This window comes from Azospirillum sp., from assembly GCF_035628975.1.
In the GTDB taxonomy this organism is placed as follows: Bacteria; Pseudomonadota; Alphaproteobacteria; order Azospirillales; family Azospirillaceae; genus Azospirillum.
The window spans coordinates 21896-37950 of record NZ_DASPIS010000030.1 but is presented as its reverse complement, the minus strand read 5'-3'; the positions used below and the strand labels follow the sequence as shown (position 1 = coordinate 37950).

Below are 16055 nucleotides of genomic sequence, written 5' to 3'. Positions count from 1 at the left end.
CCTGGGCGCAAGCGCATCGAGTCTTTGCGGCAAATGTGATCATTTTCGCCAGTCTTGATGTCGACTTGTAACGCAGCACTGAACTTTGTCCGCCGATTGTGTCCAAATTGTACGGTTTTGACTCTGACCGACCGGATCCATAGACTTCGAATTGTCTATCCGGGAGGTCGTTTGAATGCAAAACATCACCATAAGAAAAAAGTTCCTCATCATATCCGCAGTCATGCTCTGCGCGATCATTGGTGTCGCAACGATCCTTCTGTCGTCTCTTCGCGATACCCAAGAGGAATCAAGCCGGGAAAGGGTTCAATCCATCGTCGAGGTGGCGATCGGTACAATCAAAGACTTCGAGACGCGCGCGGCCAAGGGGGAGATGACGCTGGATGCCGCCCGCCTGGCGGCGAGGAATGCGATCCGCGCGATGCGGTATGATGGAGACGAATATCTGTTCGTCACAGACTTGGACTCGCGGATCGAAGTCCACGGCGGGAAGCCGCAGATCGAAGGGCAGAATCTTGGAGGATTCAAGGACCCGAACGGCGTTCCCTTTGCGCAGCTTCTGGTGGAGGCGGCCCGCAAGGGCGGCGGCTATGTCTCCTATTCCTGGCCGAAGGCCGGCCAGACGGTGCCCAGCCCGAAGATCGCCTATGCGCAGATGACGCCGGGCTGGAAGTGGGTGGTCGGGACCGGCGTCTATATCGACGACATCGAGGCCGATTTCCGCCGCCACGCCATCGAGGCCGCTCTGCTCGGCGGCGTGCTGGGTGTCGGTGCGCTGCTGCTGTCGCTGTGGATCGCCCGGTCGATCACGCAGCCGCTGTCGCGGCTGACCGCGGCGATGCGCCGGCTCGCCAACGACGATCTGGATGTGGAGGTCACCGACGGCGGCCGGCGCGACGAGATCGGGCAGATCGCGGTGACGGTCGGCATCTTCAAGGAGCGCGGGCTGGAGAACCGCCGGCTGCGCGCCGAGCAGGAGGAAATGCGCGTGAAGGCGGAGGCGGAACGGGTCGCCCTGCTGTCCAGGCTGGCCGACGGTTTCGAACGGTCGATCGGCGAGGTGGTGCGGCAGGTGACGGCGTCGGCCGGGACCATGCGCCAGACCGCCCAGGCGCTGACGTCCAGCACCGCCACCGCGGCGACTCGCAGCACAGCCGCCGCCCAGGCCGCGGAAGAGGCGGCGGTCAGCGTCAACACCGTCGCCGGTGCGACCGAGGAACTGTCCAGTTCGATCGGCGAGATCGGCCGGCAGGTCAGCGCCTCCAACGACGTGGCGAACCAAGCGGTGTCGGAGGCGACCAAGACCAACGAGGTGATGAACGGCCTCGTCCGTGCCGCCAACGAGGTGGGAGAGGTGGTGAACCTCATCAACTCCATCGCCGGGCAGACCAACCTGCTGGCGCTGAACGCCACCATCGAGGCGGCGCGGGCCGGCGAGCATGGCAAGGGCTTCGCCGTCGTGGCGAGCGAGGTGAAGGGGCTGGCCAACCAGACCGCCCGCGCCACCGAGGACATCCAGCGGAAGATCGCGGAAATCCAGCAGGCCACCAACGTGGCGGTGGTGGCGATCCGCGACATCGGTCATGTGATCGGCGAGATGACCAGCATCTCCAGCGCCATCGCCGCGGCGGTGGAACAGCAGGGGGCGGCGACGCGCGACATCTCCGCCAACGTCCATCAGGCGGCCCAGGGTGCGCAGGCGGTTTCCGTCAACGTCGCCGGCGCCAGCGAGGCGACCACCGATGCCGGCGCCAAGGCCAACGAGATGCTGGGCGAATCCGGCCGCCTGACCGGCGTCGCCGACCGTCTGCGCGGAGAGGTCGACGGCTTCCTGGCCAGCATCCGCGCCGCGTAAGGCAGCGCTGGCGCAGCGGTCGTCCACGGCCCATCTTGAGGGGCATGACGACCCTGCGTATCCGGGCCCCAGTTCTTGGGACCCTGGCGGGCGCGGCGCTGGCCCTGGGCGTGGTCGCCCCGGCCGGCGCCGCACCGCTTCACCACGACATCGACCTGACGCTCGACCCCGCCGCCGGCCGGCTGGAGGTGGTGGACCGGCTGAGCCTGCCGGCCGGGGCGCAGTCGCTGCAGCTCGACCCCGCCCTGACCCTGCATGAGGTGCGGGTTGGTGATCGCGCAGTTCCGGCCGACCGGCGCGGCGACCGGCTGCGGCTGGTCGTGCCGGAGGGAGGAGGGCCGGTGACCATCCGCTTTGGCGGGCGGCTGCCGGGCTTCACCGCGGGGACCGGGGTGGCGCTGGACGGGGAGGGCGCCTTCCTGCCCGGGCAGGGCGGTTGGCTGCCGGACCCGGCCGCCGATGGCGACGAGCCGCCCAGCTGGCGGCTGTCGGTGCGGGTGCCGGCGCCCTATGTCGCCGTCGCCACCGGACGGCTGGTGGAGGAGGGGCGCGACGCCGCCGGCTACCGCGCCGTGTTCGAGGAAACCCGCAGCGTCGAGGAGCCGTCCGTCTTCGCGGGTCCCTGGACGGTGGAGGAGCGGATGGCCGGGGCGCTGCGCCTGCGGCTCTACCGCCATCCGGAGCAGACCGGGCTTGCCGACGGCTATCTCGCCCTGTCGGAGCAGGCGATCGCCGCCGGCGCCGCCCGCATCGGCGCCTATCCCTTCGACGGATTCAGCATCGTGTCCGTTCCGCCGCCGGTGGGATTGGGCTTTCCGGGGCTGACCGCCATCGGCCGGTCCGTCCTGCCGCTGCCCTTCATCCGCAGCCAGTCGCTGACCCACGAGATCATGCACAACTGGTGGGGCAACGGCGTGCGCGTCGGCGCCGGCGGCAATTGGGCGGAGGGGCTGACCACCTATATGGCCGACTACGCCGCCGCGCGCGACCGCGGCGCCGACGCAGCCCGGGCGATGCGGCTGGACTGGCTGCGCGACTACGCCGCCCTGCCGGCCGAACGCGACCGTCCGCTGACGGAGTTCCTTTCGAAGACGCATGACGCGTCACAGATCGTCGGTTACGGCAAGGCGGCGATGCTGTTCCACATGCTGGAGGCGGAGATCGGCCGCGATGCCTTCGACGCCGGCATACGGCGCTTCTGGAGCGACCATGTCTTCCGCGATGCCGGCTGGCCCGACCTGCGCCGCGCCTTCGAGGCGGCATCCGGCCGCGACCTCGGCGGGCCGTTCGCCCAATGGCTGGAGCGTCGCGGCGCGCCGCTGCTGGTTCTGGCGGATGCCCGTGCCGATGGCGACGGGGTGCTGCTGACCCTGCGGCAGGAGGCCGACAGGCCCTATGCCCTGACCGTGCCGGTGCGGGTGGAGACGGCGGCGGGGGTGGAGGACCGCAAGGTCCGCTTCGATGCGAAGGAGGCGACGCTGCGCGTGCCGGCCGGCGCCGCGGTGCGGGCGGTGTCCGTCGATCCCGATTTCGATCTGTTCCGCCGGCTGGCTCCAGGCGAGGCGCCGCCGATCCTGCGCGACGTCACCCTGCGCCCCGGCGCCGAGCGGGTGATCGCCGCCGACGGCGACGCGGCGGAGGCTGCGCGGGCGTTGGCTGGCCGGCTGATGGACGGCGCGGGAAGGCAGGGCGGGAGTGGGGACACGCCGATGCTGCTGATCGGGACCGACGCGGCGGTTGCGCGGGAACTGGAGCGGCGCGGATTGGGGCCGGTGCCGGCGGAACTGGCCGGGCGGGGCAGCGCGCGGGCGTGGGTGTCGCGCGCGGCGGACGGGCGGACTGCGCTGGTGGTGTCGGGCGCCGATGCCGCGGCGCTGCAGGCGCTGGTCCGGCCGCTGCCGCATTACGGACGGCAGAGCTGGCTGGTGTTCGACGGGGCGAAGGCGACGGACCGCGGGGTTTGGTCGGTCGGCGACAGTCCGTTGCGGCGGGTGGTGGGGCGGTGAGGTGTCGGCTTTGAATGCCCCCACCCTAACCCTCCCCCTCTTCGAGGGAGAGGGGACTGCCGCCGAAATCCCGCAAAGCTCCTGCCCCCTCTCCCGCGAAGCTCTCGCACAAAGCTTCGCTTTGTGCTGACGCGGCAGGCGGACCATAGGTCCGCTGAGAGCGGGAGAGGGATGGGGAGGGGGCTCCCAGTGGCCGCCCCTTACTCCGCCTCTTTCCCCTCGCCCCAGACCAGCCCGTTGAACAGCGGCTCGATCACCGACTGGCCGACGTCGCGGGTGATGAAGACCAGCTTGGTGCGGTGGTCGTCGCTGGGCCAGTCCTCCAGGCGGACGGGCGGGTGGAACATGTGCTGGACGCCGTGGACAACCACGGGCAGCTCGCTCTCCTGAACGTTCAGCAGACCTTTCACCCGCAGCAGGTTCTCGCCGGCCTGGGCGATCAGCGCCTCCATGAAGTCGACGAAGCCGTTCCACGGGATCGGCCGGTCGATCACCATGCAGAAGGCGCGGATGTGATCGTCATGGCGGTTGGCGTCGTGGTGATGGTGTTCATGGCCGCAGTCGGGACCGCAATGGTCGCCATGGTCGTGCCCATGGTCGTGGCCATGGTCGTGATGGTGATGGTGATGGTCGTGGTCATGATGCCCATGATCGTGGTCATGGTGCTCATGCCCGTGCCCCTTGGCCTGCTCGTCGCGATAGGCCTCCTCGCGCAGCCAGCGGGCGACGTCGGGGCTCTTGGTTTCCGGGTTGTAGAGCCCGGCGTCGAACAGCCGCTTCGGGTCGATCTCGCCATGGGCGGCGGGAAGGACCGGGGCGGCCGGGTTGATGGCGGCGAGGCGCTGCATCAGGGCGGCGGTCGCCGCCGGGGTAGCGACGTCGGTCTTGGTCAGGACGATGCGGTCGGCGACGGCGGCCTGCTTCACGCTTTCCGGCTGGCGGTCGAGCTGGAGCGAGCCGTGCGCCGCGTCCACCGTGGCGATCACCCCGTCCAGGCGGAAGCGGGCTGCCAGCAGCGGATCCGACATCAGGGTGTGGATGATGGGTGCGGGATCGGCCAGCCCGGTCGTCTCCACCACCACCCGGTCGAAATCGGGGATCTCGCCCTTCACCCGCTTCAGGAACAGGTCGCGCAGCGTGTCGACCAGATCGCCGCGGATGGTGCAGCACAGGCAGCCGCTGTCCATCAGCACCATGTTCTCCGACGCCTTGGCGACCAGCAGATGGTCGAGCCCGACCTCGCCGAACTCGTTGATGACGATGGCGGTGCGGGCCATGGCCGGGTTGCGCAGCAGCGCCTGCAGCAGCGTGGTCTTGCCGCTGCCGAGGAAGCCGGTCAGCACCGAGACGGGAAGGCGGGCGGGACTTGCGGCGGGAGCGCTCAACGGGGATTCTCCTGACAGGATTTGCACAGGCCGCGCACCTCGACGGTGGGGCGCTGGACGCGGAAGCCGCGCTCGGCCGCCGCGGCGTCGATGGCGGCGCCGACGCCCGGATCGTCGATCTCGGCGGCGTCGCCACAGGCCTCGCACACCAGGAACTGCCCGGAATGGACGGCCCCCGGTGCTGCGCAGCCGACATAGGCGTTCAGCGATTCGATGCGGTGGACCAACCCCTGCTCGACCAGGAATTCCAGCGCGCGATAGACGGTCAGCGGCGCCGCCGCCTTGCCGTCCTGCTGGCTGAGGTCTTCGAGGATCGCGTAGGCGCCGCGCGGCCGGTGGCTGGACCACACCAGCTCCAGCACGCGGCGGCGCAGCGCGGTCAGTCGCGCGCCCCGTTCGGCGCACAGCGCCTCGGCACGGCTCAAGGCGTCGGCGATGCAGTGGGTATGGTCGTGAAGTGCGGACATGGGTGTTACTTTATAACACTCTTGTCTGCGACGCAACGCGGCATGGAAAAGGCGGCCCCGGGGCTGGGGCCGCCTTGCCGAGTGGCGATTGTTCTTTTTGGGGTCGGGCTCTTTGCAAGCCTGGACATGCATCGGCCGCGGCGGAGCGGTCGGCGTCCTTCAACGCTCTGACCCGGGAGGCTGGGCGGGACAGGGCGGCCGCACCGGGCCGCTGAGGGGAGAATAGCGACCGGGCGTGACCGTTTGCGGGCAAGCCGGTGACGCTTCGGTGAAGATGGCAACGAAATAAGCCGTCAGGACACCGGCGCGACCCGTCCTTTGCGCTCGTTGTAGAGGGCCAGCGCACGGTCGCGGGCGGCGCCATGGTCGATGATCGGCCGCGGGTAGTCGTCGCCCAACCGGACGCCGGCCTGCCGCAGCACCTCGGTCGGGGCGGCCCAGGGCTGGTGGATCCAGCGCGGCGGCAGCCGGTCCAGTTCGGGCACGTAGCGGCGGACGTAATCGCCTTGCGGATCGAACTTCTCGCCCTGCAGCACCGGGTTGAAGACGCGGAAGAAGGGGGCGGCATCGGCGCCGCATCCCGCCACCCATTGCCAGTTGCCGGCATTCTGGGCGAGGTCGGCATCGACAAGCGTATCCCAGAACCAGCGCTCCCCCTCCTGCCAGGGCAGCAGCAGGTCCTTGATCAGGAAGGACGCCACGATCATCCGCACCCGGTTGTGCATCCAGCCGGTTTCCCACAGCTGGCGCATGCCGGCATCGACGATGGGATAGCCGGTGCGCCCGCGCTGCCACGCCCGCAGGCCCGCGGCATCCTCGCGCCAGGGGAAATCGGCGAAGCGGGGATCGAGCGGGCTGTCGGGCAGCTCCGGCGCGTGGTGCAGCAGATGGTACTGGAACTCGCGCCAGCCGACCTCGCGCAGGAAGGAGTCGATGCCGGCCGCCAGTTCCGGCCGGGCGTCGGCGGCATGGCGGGCGGCATGCCAGACCTGCCGCGGTCCGATCTCCCCGAAGGCCAGATAGGGCGACAGGGCGGAGGTGCCGTCGCGGTCGGGCCGGTCGCGGTCCGTCGCATAGACGCCGACCGGCCCGTCGAGGAAATCGGCCAGATGGGACAGCGCCGCCGCCTCGCCTGGAATCCAGCGCTTGCGCAATCCGGGCGCCCAATCGGGCTTCGTCGGCAGCAGGCCCCAGGCGTCGAGCGAATCGCCGGCCGGCGCCTTGTCCGGTGCCTTCAGGGCGGAGGGCGCCCGGGTGGGCAGCGGCGGGTTCAGCGTTGCGGACAGGTGGCGCCAGAAAGGGGTGAAGACCTTGAATGGACCGCCGCTCTTGTTGCGCACGGTCCAGGGTTCGGCCAGCAGGCCGGCGTTGAAGCTGCGCGCATCGACGCCGCGCGCCTTCAGCCGCTCCTTGATCGCCGCATCGCGGGCGGTCTGGGCGGGGGTGTAGCGGCGGTTCCACAGCACGCATTCCGCCCCGGTCTCCTTGGTCAGTGCGTCGAGCACCGCCCCCGGCTCGCCCCGGCGCAGAACCAGCGGCGAGCCGTGGCGGGCGCAGCAGGTGGCGAGCCGTTCCAGACTGCCGTGCAGCCACCAGCGCTGCGCCCCGCCGAGCGTCCAGGGATCGCCGGTGTCCTCCTCCAGGATATAGAGCGGGATCACCGGCGCGCCGCGTTCGGCGGAGGCCTGGGCGGCGGCGGTCAGCGCCGGATTGTCGGCAAGCCGCAGGTCGTTGCGGAACCAGACGATGATGGGGGAGGCGGACATGCACGGCGCTCGGTTGGTCTACTCCGGACCAACCGATATAGGCCGCGCTCACGCTTCGGCCAGAGCGTCAGCGCGCGCGGTCCGGCGACAAACGGGCGCAGGGGAAGCGATAGACCCGGCCGCGCACCGTCATCAGCACCTCGAACCGCCGCGCCAGCAGCCCGTCGAAGGCGGCGTCCAGCACGTTCAGCCCGCCGGTGAAGCTGCCGAAGGCCGGCAGGATCAGCTTGGCGCCGTCATGGGCGAAGCAACGCTCGCGCACCCGCCGTCCGGCCAGCGCCAGCGCAGCCGCCGGGTGCAGGTGGCCCGACAGTTCGCCCACCGCGCCCGGCTGCGCCTCGTGGCGGAAGGTGAGGGGGCCGATGGACAGCTCCGCCGCCACCCGGCCGCCGAGCCCCTGCGGCGGTTCGGGATCGTGGTTGCCGGTGATCCACACCCAGTCGGCGACGGCGGCGGTCAGGCGGCGCAGACGCTCCACATCGGCCGGGTCCATCCGCTCCGCCGCGCGGCGGTCGTGGAAACTGTCGCCCAGGCACAGCACGCGCGCCGGCCGCGTCAGAGCGATCAACTCCGCCAGCCGGTCGAGCGTCGCCCGCGTGTCGTAGGGCGGCAGCATCCGCCCGCGCGCGGCGAAGGCGGAGCCCTTTTCCAGATGCAGGTCGGCGACGGCGAGAATGCCCTCCGCCGGCCACAGCAGCGCGCCCGACGCGTCAGCCAGCAGATCGGCGCCGCACAGCGTCAGCGCCGCGTGGCCGGTGCTCTCAGTGAGGCTCATCACAGGATCAACCGGCCCTGTTCCGGTTTGGCACGTTTGGCAGCGGTCGATTTGGGCGGGGCCAGTTCCGGCATCGCCTCCGCCAGCAATTCGGCCTCGGCGGCGGCGAGCAGCTCGTCGGTGGCGCTGCCGTCCACCCGCTCGCGCCCGATCTCCAGGATCACCGGCACCGCCAGCGGGGAGATGCGGTCGAGATCCTTGTGGGTGATCCGCCCGCGCACCCGCGCCAGGAAATCGGACAGGCGGCGGATGTCGGTCAGCCCGCCCGCCGCATCGGCCCGCGTCGCCCGCAGCAGCACATGGCCGGGATCGTGCTTGCGCAGCACGTCATAGATCAGGTCGGAGGAGAAGGTGACCTGCCGCCCGGTCTTCTCCTGCCCCGGATGGCGGCGGTCGATCACCCCGGCGATCAGCGCCACGTTGCGGAAGGTCCGCCGAAGCATCGACGACTCATCCATCCAGGCTTCCAGATCGTCCCCCAGCATGTCCTGGTCGAACAGCGCGTCCATATCCGTGGGCGACCGCAGCGACCACACCGCCAGGACATAGTCGGTGGCGACGAAGCCCAGCGGCCCCAATCCGAAGCGCTCCATCCGCCGGGTCAGCAGCATGCCCAACGTCTGGTGGGCGTTCCGTCCCTCGAAGGCATAGGCGACGAGGAAGCGCTTGCCGGCCTTGGGGAAGGTTTCCACCAGCAGCCCGTCGCGGTTCGGCAGGACGGAGCGGTAGCGCTGCAGCCGCAGCCATTCCTGCACATCCTCCGGCAGCCCGTCCCACTGGCGCGGATCGGCCAGCATGGCGCGCACCCGCTCGGCCAGATGGGTGGTCAGCGGCAGCCGCCCGCCGGCATAGGCGGGGACCTTCGGATCGCCGGTGCCGCCCTTGGCGACCTGCGCCTCCATCTCGCGCACGCCGAGGAACTTCAAAAGCTGGCCGGCGAACAGGAAGGTGTCGCCGGGGGTCAGGCCCTGGATGAAATACTCCTCCACCTCGCCCAGCACCGGGCCGCGGTTCAGGCGGACGCGCAGCAGCGCCTCCTGCGTGATGGTGCCGACATTCATGCGGTACTGGCGCGCCACCGCCGGCCCAGCCACAGCCATCCGGCCGTCTTCGCGCAGCTTCAAGCGCTGGAAGCGTTCATAGGCGCCGAGCGCGTAGCCGCCGGTTGCGACGAAATCCAGCACGTCGTCGAATTCGTCGCGGGTCATCGCGGCATAAGGGGCGGCGGAGACCACCTCCTCGTAGAGTTCATCAGGCAGGAAGGGGGCGGCGCAGGCCATGCCGAGCAGATGCTGCGCCAGCACGTCCAGCCCGCCTGGCCGCGGCGCCTCGCCGTCCAGCGTGTGGTCGTGCACCGCCTCCAGCGCGGCGCGGCATTCCAGCACCTCGAACCGGTTGGCGGGGACCAGCAGGGCGCGGCTCGGTTCGTCCAGCCGGTGATTGGCGCGGCCGATGCGCTGGACCAGCCGGCTCGACCCCTTGGGCGCGCCGATCTGCACCACGAGGTCCACCGCCGCCCAATCGATACCCAGATCCAGCGAAGAGGTGGCGACCACCGCCCGCAACTCCCCGCGCGCCATGGCGCCCTCGACCTTGCGGCGCTGCTCCACCGCCAGCGAACCGTGGTGGAGCGCGATGGGAAGGTTGTCGTCATTGACCCGCCACAGCGCCTGGAAGACCAGCTCGGCCTGGGCGCGGGTGTTGACGAACAGCAGGGTGGTGCGCTGGCGGCGGACGCGTTCGTAGATTTCCTTCATGGCGTGCATCGCCATGTGGCCGGCCCAGGGCACCCGCTCCTGCGAGGTCAGGATCTCCACCTCCGCCTGCGCGCCGGAGCGGCCGAGGACGAGGCGGACGTCGTCGGAGTCGCTTCCGTCATGCCGGCCGCGCCGTGACAGCCAGGCCAGCAGCCGCTCCGGCTCCGCCACCGTGGCCGACAGCCCGACCCGCCGGGCGGCAGGGGCAAGCCGCGACAGCCGCGCCAGACCCAGCGCCAGCAAATCGCCGCGCTTGGTGCCGGCCAGCGCATGTAACTCGTCGATGATGACGCAGCGGAGGTTGCGGAACAGCCGGTCGGCGTCGGTGTAGGACAGCAGCAGCGCCAGACTTTCCGGCGTCGTCATCAGCATGTGCGGTGGATGGGTGCGCTGGCGTTTGCGCTTGGCTTCCGGCGTGTCGCCGGTGCGGGTTTCCGCCCGGATCGGCAGCCGCATTTCGGCGATGGGCTGTTCCAGATTGCGTTGGATATCGACGGCCAGCGCCTTCAGCGGCGAGATGTAGAGGGTGTGCAGGCCCTCGCGCGGCCGTTCCGCCAGTTCGATCAGCGAGGGCAGGAAGCCGGCCAGCGTCTTGCCGCCGCCGGTCGGCGCGATCAGCAGCGCGCTCTCGCCCCGCTCGGCAGCCTCCACCATGGCGACCTGATGCGGGTGCGGCGCCCAGCCGCGCGACCGGAACCACGCGGCGACGTTGGGCGGGATCAGGGCAGGGGAGGGGGCATCCATGGCGGCCGGACTGTAACGGATCGCCTGGAACGGAGGAAGAACGAAGTGCGGGAGAGGGATTTAAACCGCCGCCGCCTTCTTCACCCCGAAGCAGTGCTCCGGACCCGGGAAGGCGCGGGTCCGCACCTCGGCGGCATAGGTCGCGGCGGCTTCGCTCACCGACTCGCCGAGATTGGCGTAACGCTTGACGAATTTCGGCTGGAAAGCGCCGAACAGGCCCAGCATGTCGTCGGTGACCAGAACCTGACCGTCGCAGGCCGGCGAGCCGCCGATGCCGATGGTGGGGATCGCCACCTCTTCGGTGATGCGGCGGGCGAGTTGCTCCATCGTGCCTTCGATCACCAGGGTGAAGGCGCCGGCCTCGGCGATGGCGCGGGCATCGGCGGCGATCCGCTCCGCCGCTTCGGCATCGCGACCGACCGCCTTGTAGCCGCCCAACGTGTTCACGGATTGCGGCGTCAGCCCGACATGTCCCATCACCGGGATGCCGCGGGCGGTCAGGAAGGCCACCGTCTCCGCCATCTCCAGCCCGCCTTCAAGCTTGACCGCCTGGGCGCCGGTCTCCGCCATCACGCGGGCCGAGGCACGGAAGGCCGCCTCCTTGCTTTCCTGGTAGCTGCCGAAGGGCAGGTCGACCACGACGCAGGCGCGCTCGGACGCGCGGACCACGGCGGCCCCATGGGCGATCATCATGTCCAGCGTCACCGGCAGCGTGCTGTCCAGCCCATAGACCACCATGCCCAGCGAGTCGCCGACCAGCAGGAGATCGACATGCGGATCGAGCAGCCGGGCCACCGGAGCGGTGTAGGCGGTCAGGCAGACGATGGGCTCGCCTCCCTTGCGGGCACGCAGCGCCGGGACCGACTGGCGGGCGGTGAGGTTGGACGCACTCATGATCGGGCCTCTCCGGTACTGGCTGCGGCGCAATGGCTCGCGGAGCATTCAATACGCTTGCCCGGCGCACAATCGGGCCACGCAGAATGGCGCAGATACACCAAAACCGCCCACGCGAAGATCGCGGGACGGTCGGGTGCAAGACACAAGGGGTCTTGGGCGCGCATCACACGCGCCCATCGCAGTCGCTAAAAGCGACCGACGATTAGTAGCCCTCGCGTTCCATCCGCTTGCGGAGCAGCTTACGGGTGCGACGCACCGCTTCAGCCTTCTCACGCGCACGCTTCTCCGAGGGCTTCTCGTAGTTACGGCGGAGCTTCATTTCACGGAAAATGCCCTCGCGCTGCATCTTCTTCTTGAGCGCGCGGAGGGCCTGATCGACGTTGTTATCTCGGACCAGAACTTGCACGTTAACCGTCACCCTTCCAAGTGAAGCATGTTGCGCAAAGGCAACAAATAGGCATGCGCGGCGGGCGCACCCCTTGTGTGGGCGCAGTGTGTAGCACGCCCCATCGCCTTTGTGAAGGGGAGTCTTCGGTCCGCAAGCATGGGCCGGGCAGGAACCCACAGGAAACGGTTGCTCCAGCCCCATCCACACTCCAGATATAGCGGCATGCCAGTGCTTCCAATAGCCCGGATGGGCAATCCCGTGCTCCGCAAGATCGCGGAGCCCATCGCCGACCCCACCGATCCCGCCGTCGCCCGGCTGGCGGCCGACATGATCGCCACCATGCTGGATGCTCCCGGAGTGGGATTGGCTGCGCCGCAGATCTCGGAGTCGCGCCGGATCATCGTCTTCCGCGTTCCCGCCGACCGCGGCGAAGGGGAGGAGGTGGCGAACACCGTCCTGGTCAATCCGGTGATCGAGCCGTTGACCGACGACAAGGTTCTGGGCTGGGAGGGCTGCCTGTCGATCCCGGGCCTGCGCGGTCTGGTGCCGCGCTATGGGCGCATCCGCTATCGCGGTTACGGCCTGGACGGCGCCCGGATCGAACGCGAGGCAACCGGTTTCCATGCCCGTGTGGTCCAGCACGAGGTCGACCACCTGGATGGCGTGCTCTATCTTGATCGCATGGACGATCTGCGGCTCCTCGTCTGCACCGAGGAGATGCATCATATCAACGCCGCGCTCGCCGCGGCCACGGACGCGCCGTCCCGGACCTGAGGGCGGGCGCAGGGAGAGTTGGCCATGAGCATCGACAAGCTTCGCGACGATATCCTGGTGGCGAGCCTGCCCAATGTGGTGTTCGACGGCTGGAGCCTGCAGGCCCTGCGCGACGGCACCCAGATGGCCGGCCACGAGCCCTCCGCGATGTTGCGGGCCTTCCCCGGCGGCGTGACCGACGCGGTCGAGCATTTCGCCGATTGGACCGACCGCCAGATGCTCGACCGGCTGGAGGCCCAGCCTCTGGCCGAGATGAAGGTGCGCGAGCGCATCTCTCTCGCCGTCCGCACCTATTTCGAGGTGCTGGAGCCTTACCGCGAGGCCAAGCGCCGGCAGCTCTCCTATCTGGCCATGCCCCAGAATGTGGCGCTCGGCCTGCGGCTGCTCTACCGCACGGTGGACGCCATGTGGTTCGCCGCCGGCGACACCTCCACCGACTACAACCACTATACCAAGCGGGCGCTGCTGTCGGCGGTGGTCAGCTCCTCCACTTTCTACTGGCTGGACGACAAGTCGGAAGGGCATGTGGAGACCCGCGCCTTCATCGACCGCCGGCTGGCCGATGTGATGGCGGTGGGCAAGGCGACCTCGTCGGTCGGCAAGCTCGGCTCGATGCTGAACTTCCTCCCCAACCCCCTGCGCTTCGCCCGCCAGATGCGTCAGCGCACCACCAGCGCCCAGGCCAGCAACGCGACCGTCCACATGGCGGAGAATATCTGAGGGGATGCGTGACTCTCCCTCTCCCCCCGGGGAGAGGGTCGGGGTGAGGGGGATGCACTGCGTGCTTTTCCCGAGAATCCTCGCCGCGCTTCCCCCTCACCCTAACCCTCTCCCCGGGGGGGAGAGGGGACTATAGGGGAGAGGGCTTTCTTCTTCCGCCCCGCCTTCGCCGCCTTCTTCGCGGCGGCCCGCAAAGCCGCCCCGAACCCGGACCGTGCCCAGGGCAGCAGTTCGTCGCGGTCGTCCAGGGCCGAGTCGGGCGGCGGGTAGTAGGACAGGGTGGGGTCGGCTTGTCCGGCATCGGCCGGAAGGGCTCCAGGCCCAACTCCGCAAACGCAGAGCGGTTCACGTCGTCCGCCTTGAAATACAGCGTCTCGTCCGCGACCAGCGCAAAGGTCAGCCCGTCGATCGACAGGCCATAGCCGCCGAACATGCGGCGCGCCCGCACGTCACCCAGCGACGCCATCATCTCGCAGAGCGTGGCGACATATTCGCTGGGCGGTTGGGCGGGCATTTGTGGAAGACGGTTACTTCTTGCGGAAGGCGTCCAGCGCAACGACCTCGCCGCGCTTGGGCTCTTCGGCCGGAGCGGCTTCCTCCACCTTTTCCTCGGCGCGCTCGGCAGCGGGGCGGGGCGGGATGGAGGAGACCTCCGCCGATTCGGCGGCGGCCAGCGGCTGGAACTGCAGCGCGAAATTCACCGACGGGTCGGCGAAGGTGGTGATGGCGGCAAAGGGGATCACCAGCCGCTCATGCACGTTGTTGAAGCTCAGCGTCACTTCGAAATGATCGTCCGTGACGTCCAGACCGTAGTACTGGAACTGCAGGACGATGGTCATCTCGTTGGGATACTGGGATGCCAGATAGTCCGGAATATCGACGCCGGGAAAACCGGTGCGGAAGGTCAGGTAGAAATGGTGATTGCCCGGCAAGCCGCGCTCGGCAACCTCGGTCAGCGCGTCGCGGACAACGCCGCGCAACGCGGTCTCGACCATGCGGTCATAGCGGAGCTGCTCTTTCGGCATGCTTGGGCGGATCCCTGATAACGCATCGGTCTGGCGTCCCGCCGGCGGAAAGGCCGGTTGCGGACGCTGGGAAGAAGAGGTGTGGGCCTTCTGTTGCTAGGCGGCCCACGGCCCCACCCTTAGGCGCTAACCCTCGGGGATTAGGTTTAGGCTACCAGCCGCCGTTAGGCAGCGAGGCGAGCCTGAGCAACGTTGTCGTTGGCAACTATTGCAACGGCCCGATAACGGCGGAACCATGCCGAGCGAAAACCATGCCTTTACCACGCGTGTCGATCCTATTTCGCCCCCAACGACCCCGGTCAACGAGTCCGGTGTATGGTTGGTGGAGGCGCCGGGTACCGCCCCCGGGTCCACAACGCTTATTCCACAAGGCGTTTATCGCCATAGTCGGCGAACCGACGACGCGAATATAGGCACTCCGGTCCGGCAAGGGAAGGGGGTGTGTGCATGATCGCCGAATGCGTTGCGTTGACGCGGGCCGAACCGTTCGTTCACCGTTCCCGATAGCCACGCGGTCTGGTAAGACAGCCGGCACCGTAACCCCGGAGTCACCATGCCGATCACGCCCGAGCAGCGCGACGAAATCGATCGCCTGCGCGCCGTCACCGCCACCACTCGCCGCGCCACCGTCCCGGCCCTGGAGGAAATCCTCTATCAGCCGTTGGACGTGCTGGACCACGGCTTCGTCCGCGTCATCGACTATATGGGTGACGATGCGGCGGTCGTGCAGGCGGCGCGCGTGTCCTATGGCAAGGGCACCAAGAAGGTCAGCGAGGATTCCGGCCTTATCAAGTATCTGATGCGCCATCGCCACTCGACCCCGTTCGAGATGTGCGAGATCAAGTTCCATGTGAAGCTGCCGATCTTCGTCGCCCGCCAGTGGATTCGCCACCGCACCGCGAACGTGAACGAATATTCGGCACGCTACTCCATCCTCGACCGCGAGTTCTACGTGCCGGCGCCGGAACAGCTGGGCGCCCAGGCCGTGGTGAACCGCCAGGGCCGCGGCGACGTGCTGGAGGGCGAGGAGGCGGCCGACGTCATGCGGCTGCTGCGCGAGGATTCCAAGCGCGCCTACAACCACTATGAAGAGATGCTGAACCACCGCGAGGACGGCACCGTCATCGACCCGTCCCGCCAGGGGCTGGCGCGCGAGCTGGCGCGGATGAACCTGTCACTGAACTACTACACGCAGTGGTACTGGAAGGTCGATCTCCACAACCTCCTGCATTTCCTGTCGCTGCGCGCCGATGCCCACGCCCAGTACGAGATCCGCGTCTATGCCGACGCCATGCTGGACGTGGTGAAGCGCTGGGTCCCGGCGGTCTTCGAGTCGTTCACGGAATACCGCATGGGCGGCGCCCACCTGTCGCGCACCGGGCTGGACGTGGTGAAGCGCCTGCTGGCCGGCGAGCCGGTAACGCAGGAAGCCAGCGGCCTGTCCAAGCGCGAATGGCGCGAGCTGATGGACCAGCTCGGCCGCAGCGACTCGTAAG

At 68.9% G+C, this 16055-nt stretch carries 14 protein-coding genes and 1 other RNA gene; 5 read left to right on the top strand and 10 right to left on the bottom strand.

Annotated features, from left to right (window positions below; genetic code table 11):
- Positions 1-175: 175 nt before the first annotated feature.
- Both VD964_RS06170 and VD964_RS06165 read left to right on the top strand, forming a co-directional pair.
- Positions 176-1855, top strand: coding sequence for a methyl-accepting chemotaxis protein (locus VD964_RS06170; protein WP_324866639.1), 1680 nt, complete (start codon positions 176-178; stop codon positions 1853-1855).
- A gap of 44 nt (positions 1856-1899) precedes the next feature.
- Positions 1900-3861 carry a M1 family metallopeptidase gene (locus tag VD964_RS06165; protein ID WP_324866637.1) on the top strand — a complete coding sequence of 654 codons (1962 nt, stop codon included), beginning with the start codon at positions 1900-1902 and terminating at the stop codon, positions 3859-3861.
- 200 nt (positions 3862-4061) lie between these two features.
- On the opposite strand, the gene VD964_RS06160 is transcribed toward VD964_RS06165, so the two are convergent.
- The 7 genes from VD964_RS06160 to rpsU form a co-directional block, all read right to left on the bottom strand.
- The gene (locus VD964_RS06160) at positions 4062-5273 is read right to left on the bottom strand and encodes a GTP-binding protein (RefSeq protein WP_324866635.1); all 1212 of its coding nucleotides are present in this window, start codon (positions 5271-5273) and stop codon (positions 4062-4064) included.
- Positions 5243-5713 (bottom strand): Fur family transcriptional regulator, encoded by a 471-nt coding sequence (locus VD964_RS06155; protein ID WP_324866633.1) that lies wholly within the window; start codon positions 5711-5713, stop codon positions 5243-5245. Before VD964_RS06155 ends, VD964_RS06160 begins: the two co-directional genes overlap by 31 nt.
- Positions 5714-6006: 293 nt before the next feature.
- Positions 6007-7479, bottom strand: coding sequence for a deoxyribodipyrimidine photo-lyase (locus VD964_RS06150; RefSeq protein WP_324866631.1), 1473 nt, complete (start codon positions 7477-7479; stop codon positions 6007-6009).
- Positions 7480-7546: 67 nt separating this feature from the next.
- Positions 7547-8254, bottom strand: a complete 708-nt coding sequence (pdeM, locus tag VD964_RS06145) for a ligase-associated DNA damage response endonuclease PdeM (protein ID WP_324866629.1) — start codon at positions 8252-8254, stop codon at positions 7547-7549.
- Positions 8254-10755 carry a ligase-associated DNA damage response DEXH box helicase gene (locus VD964_RS06140; RefSeq protein WP_324866627.1) on the bottom strand — a complete coding sequence of 834 codons (2502 nt, stop codon included), beginning with the start codon at positions 10753-10755 and terminating at the stop codon, positions 8254-8256. Before VD964_RS06140 ends, pdeM begins: the two co-directional genes overlap by 1 nt.
- Before the next feature lie 60 nt (positions 10756-10815).
- Positions 10816-11649 (bottom strand): 3-methyl-2-oxobutanoate hydroxymethyltransferase, encoded by an 834-nt coding sequence (gene panB / locus VD964_RS06135; protein WP_324866625.1) that lies wholly within the window; start codon positions 11647-11649, stop codon positions 10816-10818.
- Positions 11650-11854: 205 nt separating this feature from the next.
- Positions 11855-12058, bottom strand: a complete 204-nt coding sequence (gene rpsU / locus VD964_RS06130; RefSeq protein ID WP_012974546.1) for a 30S ribosomal protein S21 — start codon at positions 12056-12058, stop codon at positions 11855-11857.
- A gap of 204 nt (positions 12059-12262) precedes the next feature.
- Here rpsU and def point away from each other — a divergent pair, with 204 nt between their 5' ends.
- Positions 12263-12814, top strand: coding sequence for a peptide deformylase (def, locus tag VD964_RS06125; RefSeq protein WP_324866617.1), 552 nt, complete (start codon positions 12263-12265; stop codon positions 12812-12814).
- 24 nt (positions 12815-12838) lie between these two features.
- On the top strand, positions 12839-13534 hold the full coding sequence (locus VD964_RS06120; protein WP_324866615.1) for a COQ9 family protein: 696 nt from the start codon (positions 12839-12841) through the stop codon (positions 13532-13534).
- A 130-nt stretch (positions 13535-13664) separates the two neighbouring features.
- On the opposite strand, the gene VD964_RS06115 is transcribed toward VD964_RS06120, so the two are convergent.
- The 3 genes from VD964_RS06115 to ssrA all read right to left on the bottom strand — a co-directional run bounded on the left by VD964_RS06115 (position 13665) and on the right by ssrA (position 14998).
- Positions 13665-14048 (bottom strand): TfoX/Sxy family protein, encoded by a 384-nt coding sequence (locus VD964_RS06115; protein WP_324866613.1) that lies wholly within the window; start codon positions 14046-14048, stop codon positions 13665-13667.
- A gap of 13 nt (positions 14049-14061) precedes the next feature.
- Positions 14062-14559: an SspB family protein gene (locus VD964_RS06110; RefSeq protein ID WP_324866611.1), complete on the bottom strand. Its 498-nt coding sequence runs from the start codon at positions 14557-14559 to the stop codon at positions 14062-14064.
- A gap of 78 nt (positions 14560-14637) precedes the next feature.
- Positions 14638-14998, bottom strand: a transfer-messenger RNA (tmRNA) gene (ssrA, locus tag VD964_RS06105).
- Positions 14999-15112: 114 nt separating this feature from the next.
- Here ssrA and thyX point away from each other — a divergent pair.
- Entirely contained in the window at positions 15113-16054 is a 942-nt protein-coding gene (gene thyX, locus VD964_RS06100; RefSeq protein WP_324866609.1) for an FAD-dependent thymidylate synthase, read from the top strand.
- Position 16055 lies beyond the last annotated feature (1 nt).